We start from the raw sequence: 13,377 nt of genomic DNA on the forward strand, positions 1-13,377 counted from the left end.
GAAGGCCAAGCGGATCAGGCGATCTCTTCCGCCCGGATGCAGGCGACGCGCGTTCCCGCATCGCCAAAGGGCCGCAGTTCCGGCACCACCTCGGCGCAGGCGTCGCGCGCATGGGCGCAGCGCGTGCGGAAGACGCAGCCGGAGGGCGGGTTCGAGGGGCTGGGCGGGTCGCCCTGCAGCAGGATGCGCTTGGCACGGCGCGCCGGGTCCAGCATCGGCGTGGCCGACAGCAGCGCGCGGGTATAGGGATGGACCGGGCGCGCGAAGACGCTACGTGCCGTGCCTTCCTCCATCACCCGGCCCAGGTACATCACGATCACCCGGTCGCAGAGATTGGCGACCACCGGCAGGTCGTGGCTGATGAAGAGCATGGCGAGGCCCAGGTCCCGCCGCAGTTCCCCCAGCAACTGGATGACCTGCGCCTGGATGGAGACATCCAGCGCCGAGACGGGCTCATCCGCCACCAGGAAGTCCGGCCCGGTGGAAAGCGCCCGCGCGATGCCGATGCGCTGCCGCTGGCCGCCGGAGAATTCATGCGGGAAGCGCTGCGCATGGGCCGGGTCGAGCCCGACCTTGTTCAGCAGTTCCGCCACCCGCCGCTCCCGTTTGCCCGAGGGCAGCAGGCCATGGATGGAGATGCCATCGGCGATCTGGTCGCCGACGCGGCGGCGCGGGTCCAGGCTGCCGTAAGGGTCTTGGAACACGATCTGCATCCGCCGCCGCAGCCGCCGCCATTCGGCGCGGGAGGCCTCATTCACCAGCTTGCCGTCGAAGCGGACGGCGCCCTCCGTTGCCGGCATCAGCCCCAGCATCATGCGGCCCAGCGTGCTCTTGCCGGAGCCGCTTTCGCCCACCACGCCCACGGCCTCCCCGAGCGCGACGGAAGCATCGATATGCTTCACCGCCTGCACCGGCCGACCCTTGCGGAACAACCCCTTGCCGGGGAAGGTCTTGGAAAGACCGACAGCTTCGATCAGCGGCGCGTTCATGCCACGGCCTCCGTGGGCGTCAGTTCATGCCAGCGGATGCAGCGCACCTGCCGCTCGGCGCGGATATCCTCCAGCGGCGGCGGCCCGGCTTCGCAGGCGGCGGTGGCGAAACGGCAGCGCGGCGCGAAGCGGCAGCCAACCGGGAAGTTGTGCGGCGGCGGCACGATGCCCGGGATGCCCAGCGGCGGCTCCTCGCCTTCCGGCACGGCGGCCAGCAGGGCGCGGGTATAGGGATGCAGCGGGTTGCCGAAGACTTCCTCGACCCTGCCCTGCTCCACCACCTGCCCGGCATACATCACCGCCACCCGGTCCGCGATCTCCGACACCACGCCCAGGCTGTGCGTGATGAAGATCATCGCCATGCCGGTCTCGCGCTTCAGGTCGTTCAGCAGGTCCAGGATCTGCGCCTGCACCGTGACATCCAGCGCCGTGGTCGGCTCGTCGCAGATCAGCAGCTTCGGGTTGTTGGCGATGCCCATGGCGATCATCACGCGCTGCCGCATGCCGCCGGACATCTCATGCGGATAAACCCGCAGCCGCTTGGCCGGGTCGGCGATGCCGACGCGCTTGAACAATTCCTCCGCCCTGGCCCAGGCCTCGGCCGAGGAGATCTTCTGATGCGCCTGGATCGCCTCCACCACCTGGGCGCCCACGGTATGCACCGGGTTCAGGCTGCTCATCGGGTCCTGGAACACCATGGCCATAGGCCCGCCGCGCAGGGCGCGCATCTCCGGCTCTCTCAGCCGCAGCAGGTCCTTGCCGCCCAGCCAGGCATGGCCTTCCACAGGCACCGCCACCGGCGGCAGCAGGCCCATCACGGCGGTGGCGGTGACCGACTTGCCGGAACCGCTCTCGCCCACGATGGCCAGAGTCTCCCCCGCGCGGACGGAGAGCGAGACATCCTGCACCGGGCGGATCGGCCCACGCGGCGTGGCGATCTCCACCGTCAGGTTCTGCACTTCCAGCACCGTATCGCTGCGCGGCGCGGGTGCCGGCACCAACCCGGGCAGCACGCGGTCCACCAGGCGGAAGCGGCGGCGGCCGGCGGGCGTGCGCGGGTCCACCGCGTCGCGCAACCCGTCGCAGAGCAGGTTCATGGCCAGGATGGTCAGCGTCAGCGCCGCACAGGGCCAGAGCAGCAGCATCGGCGCCTGTTCCATCGTGGCGCGCGCCCCGCGGATCATCAGGCCCCAGGAAGGCGCCGGGGGCACCACGCCCAGGCCCAGGAACGACAACCCGCTCTCCAGCACCACCGCCGAGGCGACGGCCAGCGAAAGCTGCACCAGCACCGGCCCGGCGACATTCGGCAGCACCGTACGGAACAGGATGCGCCCCGTCGGCGCACCCAGGGCGCGCACGGCCTCGACATAGTCCAGGCTGCGGGCGGAGAGCACTTCCGCATAGGTCACACGCGCGAAGCCCGGCAGGTAGAGCACCGAGAGCACCAGGATCAGCGTGCCCGCGCCCGGCCCCATCAGGGTCACCACCAGCAGCGCCAGCAGCACGGGCGGGAAGCAGAGGATGATGTCCATGCTCCGCACGGTCAGGATCTCACCCAACCCACGGAACCAGCCGCCGATCAGCCCGAAGGTGGTGCCAATGATGCCCGCGATGAGCGCCGAGGCGAAGGCGACGCCGAGGCTGGTGCGCGCGCCCCAGATCAGGCGAGACAGCACGTCGCGGCCGAACTCGTCCCGCCCCAGTGGCGATCCGGCCATGGGTCCGGCAAGGCGGTTCGCGATATCCTGCCGCACCGGGTCCGCCAGCCCCAGGATGGGAGCCGCAATGGCCAGGAGAACGATGAGCGCGACGATCGCGCCCGGAATCCAGAGCTTCTTCATGCCGTGCGGATCCGCGGATCGAGGGCGGCGTAGAGCAGGTCCATCACCAGGTTGATCAGCAGGAACAGGCCCGAGATGGTCAGCACGATGCCTACGACCATCGGGTAGTCCCGCGCCTCCACCGCGCGCAGCAGCGGCGTGGAAAGGCCCGGCCAGTTGAAGACGTATTCCACCAGCACCGTGCCGCCGAGCAGCGTGCCCATGTGCAGGCCCAGCACCGTCAGCACCGGTGTCAGCGCGTTGCGCACCACGTGTTTCACCAGCACGCGCGTGGGCGAGATGCCCTTGGCGCGCGCGGTGCGCACATAGTCGCGGCTCAACGCATCCAGCACCGAGGCGCGGGTCATGCGGAAGACCACTGCTGCCAAGCCCTTGGCGATGGCGAGGGATGGCAATGCCAGAAGTGTCAGGTGCTGCCAGGGGTCCTGCGCCAGCGGCACATAGCCGCCCGCCGGCATGATTCGCAGGATCTGCGCCAGCAGCAGCACCAACACGGTGCCCACCACGAAAACCGGCACCGCCAGCAGCAGCGCCGCCGTTCCCGAGGCGATGCGATCGAAAAGCCCACCCCGGTGCAGCGCCGCATAGGTGCCGGCCGGGAGGGCGACCACCACCGCGATCAGCGTGCCGGCCAGGATCAGTTCCAGCGTGCGCGGCAGGCGCAGCGCGATCTCGTCCAGCACGGGATATTCATCGACCAGCGAAACGCCGAGGTCGCCGCGCGTCAGCCCCAGCAGGAACTGGCCGTACTGGTCCAGCAGCGGCTGGTCGAGCCCCAGCCGCTCCCGCAGCTCCGCCACCGCCGCCGGGTCGGGCGAGACGCCGCCGGTGGAGAGCAGGATCTCCGCGGGGTCGCCCGGCACCATGTGCAGGGTCATGAAAACGATGCTGGCCACGATCCAGGCCAGCGCGATGGAAATGCCGATACGGCGCAGGAGCCAGCGCATCAGCCGAGATGGGTTTCTTCAAGCAGGGCGCCGGACAGGGTGCTAAGGGCGCCTGGCAGAGTGGAGAAGCCCTTGACCTTCTTGTCCATGCCGAAGCCCTGGCTGCGCCAGGCAAGCGTGACCAATGGCACCTCCTCCAACGCCGCGCGCTGAAATTCCTTGTAAGCCTCGACGCGCCTGGCCTGATCGAATTCCCCGCGTCCCTTCGCCAGGGCAGCGACAGTGCGCGGCGCCTGGAGGGCGAAGGAACGGCCATGCGAAGGGGAAAGCGTAGTGTCGAAGACCGGCGTCAGCCCATCAGGATCGTTGCTCTCGGCCGAGACGCCATGAATGGCGATCTCATACTGGCCGCGCTGCCCCTGGCTGACGCGGGTGGACCAGTCCGGCAGGCGCAGTTCGCACTGGATGCCGATGGCCGCCAGATGCTGCTGCACCACCTCGGCCGTGTCCTTGTGCATGCCATATTGCGCGGTGGAGAGCAGCGTGGTCCGGAAGCCGTTGGCGAAGCCCGCCTCGCTCAGCAGCGTCCTGGAACGTTCCGGGTCATAGGCCCAGCCTCTCGCCAGCTCTGCATCGTACCAGGGCGTGCCTTCCACCATCGGTACGCCTTCCAGCACCGCGCCACGGCCAAAGAAGGCGGCCTTCACGATCTCCTCACGCCGGATGGCATGGGCCACCGCGCGGCGCACACGCGGGTCCGAGAAAGGCCCCTTGGAGCCATTGAACAGGATGTCCATGAAGGGGCCAGTGGTGGCGTCCAGCCTCAGGCGCGCATCGGCCTCGATGGCGGACATGGCCTGCCAGGGCACATACTCAATCAGGTCCACGTCGCCGGATTGCAGCGCCGCCGCCCGCAGGTTCTCGTCGGCATAGACGACCATGTTGACCGTCCTGATCTTCGGCAGGCCTTGCCAGTGGTTCGGCACCGCCTCCAGCGTAATGGAGCTGCCGCGTTCCTGCGACGCGATGCGGAAGGGGCCGGCGCCCACCGGCTCGCGTGCCTCGGATTTGTGCCAGATGAGCCCCATGTTGTAGCCGGCGAACCATTCCGGGAAGGCCGCCACAGGCTGCTTGGTATGGAAGCGGATGGTCCGCGCGTCCGGGGTCTCGATCCGCTCCACCCCCTGGAACTGGGCGCGCATATAGGCGGTCGATTTCTCCCCGGCGATCTGCTCGACATTCCAGCGGATGTCGGTGGAGGTCACCGGCTCCCCATTCTGGAACCTGGCATTGGGCCGTAGCTTGAAAACCCAGGCGCCGTCCTCCTGGTCGCGGGACCAGGATTCCGCCAGTTCCCCCCGCAGCTCGCCCTTGGCGTTGTAGGACACCAGGCGGCGGTGCAGCAGCATCTTCACCGTGCCCGCGGCGCCGCCTGTGCTGACCCAGGGTTGCAGGTTGGGTGGATAGGCCGAAAGCCCGAAGCGCAGGATGCCGCCCGCCGGCTGCGCCCGTGCCGGCCCGCGGAGAAAAGGCAGGGAGGCACCGGCGGCAAGGAAAGCGCGGCGTGTCGGGGTCATGGCGGGTCTCCCGGAACAGAGGCAGCGGCTGGCGCCACTTCTTCAGGTCAGGCGAACACGGGTGGCCCCGGCATGGGCCGCCCGGACAGCGGCTTCATCACAACCAGCGGGCTGCAGGCGCATGGCAGCACCCCGGCGGAACTGGCGCCACTTCTTTTTGGTGGGCGAAAAGCTCCGAGGGCCATTTCACACGGCGAAGCGCACAAAAAGTCGGCAGAGCGCTGTGGATTGGCTAGCGCAAAAGGCAGCTAAGCCAGTTTCATCTGGTGAGAAGTACGAATCGTTTCGCGTGGTGATACCGGCTGCCTTGCCAACTGTCTTGGGACCGGGACTCGGGCTAAGGGAGGCGCGGCTCTTCACCCTGGCAGGAGTTTCCGATGGCCAAGCTTGCGCACAGCATGATCCGCGTCCTCGACGAAGCGCGGTCGCTCGACTTCTATCGCCGCGCCTTTGGGCTGGAAGTCGCCGAGCGCGCAGCCTTCGAAAGCTTCACGCTGATCTACCTGCGCACGCCGGAAGGTGATTTCGAACTGGAACTGACCATGAATGCGGGCCGGACCGAGCCCTATGCGCTGGGAGATGGCTATGGCCATCTGGCTGTGGTCGTGCCGGACCTGCAGGCGGAACACGCCCGCATGCAGGCCGAGGGGCTGGAGCCAGGCCCGATGCGGGAGATGCCGCATGAGGGCCGGCCCTTCGCCCGCTTCTTCTTTATCGCGGACCCCGATGGCTATCGCATCGAGGTCCTGGAGCGTTTCGGCCGCTTCCGCTGAAGCGGCCGCGCCGGCTCAGGCCGCCGGCAGCTTGGCGCGGGCGTCGTGGCGCGCGACGCGGGAGAGCAGGTACTCCACCTCCGCCTTCGCCGTGGCGCTCATCGCGGCGCCTGGCTTGCGCTGGGCGTCGGAGGCGATGATGCCGCGGCGCGCCATGATGTACTTGCGGATCGCCAGCCCCACCACCGGCTGCTGCTCGTAGCGCAGCAGCGGCAGGTGGGCGTCGAACAGGTCATGCGCCGCGTCGCGCTGGCCGGAGGAAGACAGCTTCACCAGGTCCACCAGCATGTCCGGGAAGGCATAGCCGGTCATGGCGCCGTCGGCGCCGCGCTCCACCTCGAAGTCCAGGAAGGCGCCGCCATTGCCGCACAGGATGGAGACGTGGCGCATCCCGTCCTTCTCGAAGTTCCGCAGGGCGGAGATCTTCTCGAGGCCGGGCCAGTCCTCGTGCTTCACCATGACGCAGGAGGGGTTGTCCGTGATGATCCGGCGCAGCACGCCCGGCGTCATCACCACCGTGAAGTTCAGCGGGAAGTCCTGCACGACGACGGGAATATCCTCGCCGATCGCTTCCACCGCCTGGCGGTAGTAGGTGACGATCTGGTCGTCGGTGCGCAGCGTGTTCGGCGGCGCGATCATCACGCCCGCGGCGCCCGCATCCATCGAGGCGCGCGCCAGCGCCCGCATGGCCGCGAAGCCCGGCGCCGAGACGCCCACCACCACCGGAATCGAGGAAGCCCGCTTCACGAAGCGCTTCGCCAGGTCCAGGGCTTCGCCGCCCTCCAGCTTGGGGGCCTCGCCCATCACGCCCAGCACCGTCATGCCGGTGCTGCCGCATTCCACATAGAAGTCGGTCATGCGGTCCACCGAGGCCTCGTCGATGCGGCCATCGGGGTGGAAAGGCGTGGGGGCGATGGGGAAGACGCCCTTGGCGGTATTGTCGAGCAGCATAGGAACTCTCCTGAGACGCGCCGCAGCCTAGTCAGGTGGCGGCGAAGGGCAAGCCCACGCCGGCAAGGGAAGCGCCGATCGCCGCTTCCACCCGCAGCGCGGCGTCCAGCGCGGCGCGACCGGCATGGCCATCCACCACGGCAGGCGTGCCATTGACGCAGGCGGCGACGAAGGCGGCCTGCTCGGCCTCCAGGTTGTCGCGGTCTTGCCAGGAGAGGGTCTCGATGCCATGGCCGGGCAGTTGTTCCAGCGCCACGCCCTGGCCCTTGCGCACCAGCTTCAGCTCGCGCGCCAGGAAGTCGATACTGGCATAGCCCTCGGTGCCGAAGACCCGCAGGCGCCGCTCCATCTTCAGGCTGGCGCGGCTGGCGGTGACCGTCGCCTGGGCGCCGCCCGCGAAGCGCAGCCGGGCATTGGCGATGTCCACCCGGCCCGAGCAGACGGCCGTGCCCACCGCCTGCACATCCTCCACCGCGCCACCGGCCAGGGAGATCACCAGGTCCAGGTCATGGATCATCAGGTCCAGCACGACCGAGACATCCAGCCCGCGCGGCCGGAAGGGGGCGATCCGCACCGCTTCCATATAAAGCGGCCGCCCGACGCCAGCCGAGGAGAGCAGCGTGGCGAAGCCGGCGCCGAAGCGCTCCACATGCCCGACTTGCAGAACACGCTTCGCGGAGGCCGCCAGGGCTACCAGCGCATCCGCCTGATCCAGCGTGGCGGCGATGGGCTTTTCCACGAAGACATGCTTGCCGGCCTTCAGCACCGCCGCGGCCAGTTCGAAATGGAAGGCGGTGGGGGCGGCGACGATCAGGGCCTCGGCGGCGCCAATCAGCTCCTCCGTCTGCCAGACCCGCGTGCCGGCCTCCCCCGCCACCAGGGCGGCGCGCTCCGGGCTGGCATCGGCCAGGCCGAGGAACTCGACCTTCCCCTCTCCCGCCGCCTTGGCCGCCTTCAGCGCGTGGAAGCGGCCGAAATGCCCCGCTCCCAGGATCCCCAGCTTCAGCATCGCACCCTCCGCGCCATTCAACCGATGGCTGCGGCCTGTAGCAGAGTGTGGCGCCGCGCGCATGGTGGCTTGCGTCGGGCGGCCTGGGACAGCATGTTCCGCACCCTCTAAACTGGGGGGCCTTTCCGGCCATGCTGTACTTCGCGCGGTGGAAGGTCGCCGCCATCCTGGGCGTCATCCTCCTGGGCGTGCTTCTCACGCTGCCCAACCTGTTTCCGCGTGCATCGATCCCGTCCTGGCTGCCGGCGCGGCAGATCTCGCTGGGCCTCGACCTGCGCGGCGGCTCCTACCTCCTGCTGGAGGTCGATACGGCGGCCGTGGTGAAGGAGCGCCTCGAAAGCCTGGCCGATGCCACCCGCACGCGGCTGCGGCAGGCCAATGTCGGCTATGTCAACCTCACCACCCAGCCGGATGAGCGCCGCCTCTCCTTCCGCCTGCGCGACCCTGGCCAGTCCGAGGCCGCGCTGGCGGCACTGCGGGAGCTGGCCAATCCGGTGCCCATCGGCGGCGGCGCGACGGCACCGGACATCGACATCGCCGCGACGCCGGAAGGCGTGGTCAGCGCCACCATCAGCGAGGCCGCCCTGCGCGCCCGCGCCTCTGGCGCCGTGGAACAGTCGGTCGAGATCGTCCGCCGCCGTATCGACGAGAGCGGCACCTCGGAGGCGTTGATCGCCCGCCAGGGCAGCAGCCGCATCCTGGTGCAGCTTCCGGGCGTCGAGGACCCGAACCGCATCAAGGAACTGCTGGGCCGCACCGCCCGCATGACCTTCCGCCTGCTGGACGAGAACGCCAACCCGAGCGCCGCCACCCCGCCCCCGGGTGTCGAGTTCCTGGAGGGTGAGCAGCCCGGCCAGCGCTACGCGGTGCGCCGGCGCATCGAGGTGGATGGCGCCAATCTCTCCGACGCCCGTACCGGCCAGAACCCGCAGACCGGCGAATGGGTGGTGAACTTCACCTTCGACAGCCTCGGTACCCGCCGCTTCGCCGAGATCACCCGCCAGAATGTCGGCCGGCCCTTCGCCGTGGTGCTGGACAACAAGGTCATCACCGCGCCGGTGATCCGCGAGCCTATCACGGGCGGCAGCGGCCAGATCAGCGGCAGCTTCAACGCGGCCTCGGCCAATGACCTGGCCGTGCTGCTGCGCGCCGGCGCCCTGCCCGCCCCGCTGACGGTGGTGGAAGAGCGTACCGTCGGCCCCGAGCTGGGCGCCGACGCCATCCGCGCCGGCCTGCTGAGCCTCGCCGCCGGCGCCGCCTTCGTCTTCCTCTACATGGGCCTGGCCTATGGCCTGCTCGGCTGGTTCGCCAATGTGGCGCTGCTGGTCAACCTGCTGCTGATGGCGGCCGGGCTCTCGGTGCTGGAAGCGACGCTGACGCTACCGGGCATCGCGGGCGTGGTGCTGACCCTGGGCACGGCACTGGACGCCAATATCCTGATCAACGAGCGCATCCGTGAGGAAACGCGGCTGGGCAAGCCGCCGGCCAGCGCGCTGGAGGCCGGCTTCACCAAGGCCTCCGGCACCATCATGGACAGCAACCTGACCAACCTGATCGCCATGGCCTGCCTCTATGGCTTCGGCTCCGGCCCGGTGCGCGGCTTCGCCATCACGGTCGCCATCGGCACGGTGGTGCAGATGTGGACGGCCACGACGCTGGTGCGCCTGTTCGTTTCCTGGTGGTACCGCGCGCGTCGCCCGCGCACGCTGCCGGTGTAAGGGGTTTCGCTCATGTTCCTCGCACGCCCCCTGTTCCGGCTGGTGCCGGACGACACCAAGATCCCCTTCATGAAGGGGCGCAAGATCGGCATCGCCTTCTCGGTCTTCCTGTCCATCGCCTCGGTGATCCTGGCCTTCTACCCCGGGCTGGAGAAGGGCATCGACTTCCGCGGCGGTATCGTCATGGAAGTCCGCGCCCCGGGGCCGGCGAACCTGGGTGCCCTGCGCGACGCGACTGACGGCCTGGGCCTGGGCGATGTCGGCCTGCAACAGTTCGGCTCGGAAAGCGACGTGCTGCTGCGCCTGCCCGTGCAGGGCGACGAGGCGGCCACCCAGAACGCCGTCAACAGCGTCCGCGCCGCGCTGGAAACCGCCGCCCCCGGCACCCGCATCCTGCGGACCGAGGCGGTAGGCAACCGCGTCAGCGGTGAGCTTTTCACCGGCAGCCTGATCGCGCTCGGTATCTCGATGCTGGCGATGATGGTCTATATCTGGGTGCGCTTCGAATGGCAGTTCGCAGTGGGCGCGATTGTCACGCTGCTGCTGGAAACCACCAAGGTCATCGGCTTCCTGGCTGTCACGCGCCTGGAGTTCAACCTGACGACAGTGGCGGCGGTGCTGACCATCATCGGCTTCTCGGTCAACGACAAGGTCGTGGTCTATGACCGGATGCGGGAGAACCTGCGCAAGTACAAGACCATGCCGCTGCGGAACCTGATCGACAAGTCGATCAACGAGACGCTGAACCGCACCCTCGGCACTTCCATGACGCTGCTGCTCTCGGCCGTGCCTTTGGCTCTGTTCGGTGGCGATGCTTTGTCGGGCTTCGCCATCACCATGGTCTTCGGCATCGTCACCTCGGCCTCTTCCTCGATCTTCATCGCTGCGCCGATCCTGCTCTTCCTGGGAGAGAACCGGCTGCGCCGTGGCACGGAAGCCGCCACGGCCTCCGCCGCGGCATCCCGCTGAGCGACTCGCCCCGGCCGGTAATGGCCGGGGCCGTTCAGCTCCCGTGCCGCGATATGAGACAGATCAGAATAACGCCCAAGAATCTCCAGTATACTAAAAGCTAATTACGGCCATCTTTACGTGCGGTGTTTATCTAACAGGAAAATGCTCGCAAACTGAGACAAAGCTTGGCGTTGCTGCGGGGCCTGGACTACATAAAGGCGGCTCCCTGGAGATGTGCCATGTCCCTGCGCTTTCGTTCGGCAAGGTCGGACGAAGCCCAAATGCTGCTGCTGGCGCGCGATCCACATGTGATCTCCGCGACCCGGCAGGCTGCCAAAGGCCTGAAGCGCCGCCCGCCTCTGCTGGTGCATGAGGAGCGCGATGTGCTGGCGCATCTCTTCTCATCCGGTGAGCCACCACGCCAGATCGTCTGCCAGGCTTCCGCGGCAGGCTCCAGTTGGCCGGCCCTGGTGGCCACGGCCTCCGACCCCTTCGGCCTGACCAAAATGGTGGTGATCGGCGATTCCGCGCAGCCGGGGGGTGATGAGGGCCAGATGCCGCCGGGCGTCACATGGTCGGCCGCCGAGCCAGTATCGCTGGCCCGCGCCCTGCAGCAGGCGGCACGGTTCAAGGCGCAGGTGCCCACCGACAACCCGCAGGATCTTGCTGTCGGCCTGAAGCGGGGTGAGATCGCCGTCCGCTACCAGCCGGTGGTCCGCGTCGCTGACCGGCGCGTGGTGCTGCTGGAAGGCCTCGCCCGGTGGCAGCGGCGCGACGATACCCCGTTGAGCCCCGATGCCTTCGTGCCGCTGGCGGAGCGGAGCGGGTTGGGCCGGGCGCTCTCCATCGCCGTGGCGCAGCGCGCCTTCATGGAACTGGCCGCCGCCCCCGCCCGCGTCGGCGCCGCCCTGGCGCTGAACCTGCCACTGGCCGTGCTGGTGGAGCGGGATGTGCTGGCCTGGCTGAAAGAACTGCTGGCGGCGACGCGCTTCCCACCTTCCGCCCTGGTGCTGGAACTAACGGAAACCTCCCCGGTGCTGGATCGGCCGGCATTGCGGCGGGCGCTGGAGCGGCTCCGCAGCGCGGGCTTCCCCGTGCTGGTGGACGACATGGAGATCAACGACAACCGCGGCTGGCTGCTGTCCCTGCCCTTCTCCGGCATCAAGCTGGACCGGATGCTGGTCTCCGCCCTGCCGACGCGGCGCCGTGCCCGGGCGGAGGTGCAGAGGCTGGTACGGCTGGCCCATGCCGGCGGCATGACCGTGACGGCCGAAGGCGTCTCCAATCCCCGGCTCTGGCAGGCGGTGGCGGCGGCCGGCGTGGACCATGCGCAGGGCTATGCCATCGCCCGCCCGCTGCCCGCGCTGGCGCTGCCTGCCTGGCACTCCGCCTGGCAGGCGCACCTCCGGCGGCGCTAAGGCCTCAGTTGCCGTAAACCTCGCGATAGAGCGCGATGATCTCGGCCGCGGTCGGCACGCGCGGATTGTTCCCAGGGCTGCCGGAGGCGAGAGCCTGCTCCGCCATCAGCTCCAGCAGTGAGTCGAAGCGGTCCTGCGGAATGCCATAGGCCCGGGGCGTCGGCACGCCCAGTTCCTCGTTCAGGGCGCGCAGCTCGTCCAGCAGCAGGGCGCCAGCCTCCGCATCGGGCGTCCCGGCGGGCGCGACGCCCATGACCCGCGCCGCCTCGGCATAGCGTGGCAGGCCGGCCTCCAGGCCGAAGGCGGTGATGGCCGGCAGCAGCATGGCGTTGGAAAGCCCGTGCGGCACATGGAAATGCGCGCCCAGCGGCCGGCTCATGCCATGCACCAGGGCCACGGAACTGTTGGAGAAGGCCAGCCCGGCCAGGGTCGCGCCTTCCATCATGGCGGCGCGGGCGGCGCGGTTCTGCGGCTCGGCATAGGCGGTGCGCAGATTGGCGGCGATCAGCCGCATCGCCGCCTGGGCATAGATGTCGGAGACGCTGTTGGCACGGGCGCTGACATAGGCTTCCAGCGCGTGAGTCAGGCTGTCGATGCCGGTATCGGCCGTCACGCGCGCCGGGACGCTGAAGGTCAGTTCGTAATCCACCACCGCCGCCAGCGGCAGCGCGCCGAGACCGGCGATCAGCATCTTCTCGTCATGCTGCGTATCGGTGACGATGGTGAATCGCGTAGCCTCGCTGCCCGTGCCGGCGGTGGTGGGCACGCAGATCACCGGCAATGCCGCACGGTCGGCCGAGGCCGGCACCTTGAAATCCCGCATGCTCTGCCCCGGCGCCGCCGCGGCGAGGATGGCGATGGCCTTGGCCGTATCCATGGGGCTGCCGCCACCAAAGCCGATCAGGCAATCGAAATCCCCCGCCCGCAATGCCTCCACGCCAGCCTGCACCACGGTATCCGTGGGGTCCGGCACGGTCTCGGAGAAGACGCTGGTGGCGATGCCGGCACCCTTCAGCGGCGCCAGTGCCCGCTCCACCGTGCCGGAGGAGACCATCCAGGGGTCCGTCACCAGCAGGGGGCGCGAAAGGCCGAATTCCGCCAGCAGCGCGGGCAGCTTCGCCAGAGCCCCGCCGCCGATCAGCAGCTTTCGGGGGGCGACGAGGGAAATCGGGGTCATGCTTGTCAGTTCCTCCTGCCAGCGCGGAGATTCGGTCCGCGTCCTTCCTGGCAGGATCGGGCAGAATGGGCGGCAGGTCCACGCCG

Annotated in this window: 11 protein-coding genes; 4 read left to right on the plus strand and 7 right to left on the minus strand. The window is 68.9% G+C overall.

The window, feature by feature from the left end:
• Positions 1-14: 14 nt before the first annotated feature.
• From IBL25_RS00785 to IBL25_RS00800, 4 genes are read right to left on the minus strand one after another with little or no spacing between them, the layout of a single operon-like run.
• The gene (locus IBL25_RS00785; RefSeq protein ID WP_187776636.1) at positions 15-989 is read right to left on the minus strand and encodes an ABC transporter ATP-binding protein; all 975 of its coding nucleotides are present in this window, start codon (positions 987-989) and stop codon (positions 15-17) included.
• Complete coding sequence (locus IBL25_RS00790; RefSeq protein ID WP_187776637.1) at positions 986-2,830, minus strand: dipeptide/oligopeptide/nickel ABC transporter permease/ATP-binding protein; 1,845 nt, start codon at positions 2,828-2,830, stop codon at positions 986-988. Before IBL25_RS00790 ends, IBL25_RS00785 begins: the two co-directional genes overlap by 4 nt.
• Positions 2,827-3,777 carry an ABC transporter permease gene (locus IBL25_RS00795; RefSeq protein WP_187776638.1) on the minus strand — a complete coding sequence of 317 codons (951 nt, stop codon included), beginning with the start codon at positions 3,775-3,777 and terminating at the stop codon, positions 2,827-2,829. The genes IBL25_RS00790 and IBL25_RS00795 overlap by 4 nt, the downstream gene beginning before the upstream one ends.
• Positions 3,777-5,294 (minus strand): ABC transporter substrate-binding protein, encoded by a 1,518-nt coding sequence (locus IBL25_RS00800; protein ID WP_187776639.1) that lies wholly within the window; start codon positions 5,292-5,294, stop codon positions 3,777-3,779. Before IBL25_RS00800 ends, IBL25_RS00795 begins: the two co-directional genes overlap by 1 nt.
• A gap of 377 nt (positions 5,295-5,671) precedes the next feature.
• Between IBL25_RS00800 and IBL25_RS00805 the strand changes: the two genes are divergently transcribed.
• Positions 5,672-6,067, plus strand: a complete 396-nt coding sequence (locus IBL25_RS00805; protein ID WP_187776640.1) for a VOC family protein — start codon at positions 5,672-5,674, stop codon at positions 6,065-6,067.
• Between the two features lie 15 nt (positions 6,068-6,082).
• Here the strand turns inward: IBL25_RS00805 and IBL25_RS00810 are convergent, their stop codons facing one another.
• Together IBL25_RS00810 and IBL25_RS00815 are read right to left on the minus strand one after the other, a co-directional pair.
• Entirely contained in the window at positions 6,083-7,018 is a 936-nt protein-coding gene (locus IBL25_RS00810; protein WP_187776641.1) for a dihydrodipicolinate synthase family protein, read from the minus strand.
• A 31-nt stretch (positions 7,019-7,049) separates the two neighbouring features.
• Positions 7,050-8,027, minus strand: a complete 978-nt coding sequence (locus IBL25_RS00815; protein WP_187776642.1) for a Gfo/Idh/MocA family protein — start codon at positions 8,025-8,027, stop codon at positions 7,050-7,052.
• A 131-nt stretch (positions 8,028-8,158) separates the two neighbouring features.
• On the opposite strand from IBL25_RS00815, the gene secD reads away from it, so the two are divergent.
• The 3 genes from secD to IBL25_RS00830 all read left to right on the plus strand — a co-directional run bounded on the left by secD (position 8,159) and on the right by IBL25_RS00830 (position 12,114).
• Positions 8,159-9,745, plus strand: coding sequence for a protein translocase subunit SecD (gene secD / locus IBL25_RS00820; RefSeq protein WP_187776643.1), 1,587 nt, complete (start codon positions 8,159-8,161; stop codon positions 9,743-9,745).
• Between the two features lie 12 nt (positions 9,746-9,757).
• Complete coding sequence (gene secF / locus IBL25_RS00825) at positions 9,758-10,714, plus strand: protein translocase subunit SecF (protein ID WP_187776644.1); 957 nt, start codon at positions 9,758-9,760, stop codon at positions 10,712-10,714.
• A gap of 221 nt (positions 10,715-10,935) precedes the next feature.
• Positions 10,936-12,114, plus strand: coding sequence for an EAL domain-containing protein (locus IBL25_RS00830; protein WP_187776645.1), 1,179 nt, complete (start codon positions 10,936-10,938; stop codon positions 12,112-12,114).
• Between the two features lie 4 nt (positions 12,115-12,118).
• Here the strand turns inward: IBL25_RS00830 and IBL25_RS00835 are convergent, their stop codons facing one another.
• Positions 12,119-13,291 (minus strand): iron-containing alcohol dehydrogenase, encoded by a 1,173-nt coding sequence (locus tag IBL25_RS00835; protein WP_187776646.1) that lies wholly within the window; start codon positions 13,289-13,291, stop codon positions 12,119-12,121.
• Between the last annotated feature and the right edge of the window lie 86 nt (positions 13,292-13,377).

It is taken from the genome of Pseudoroseomonas ludipueritiae (assembly GCF_014490445.1).
GTDB lineage: Bacteria > Pseudomonadota > Alphaproteobacteria > Acetobacterales > Acetobacteraceae > Pseudoroseomonas > Pseudoroseomonas ludipueritiae.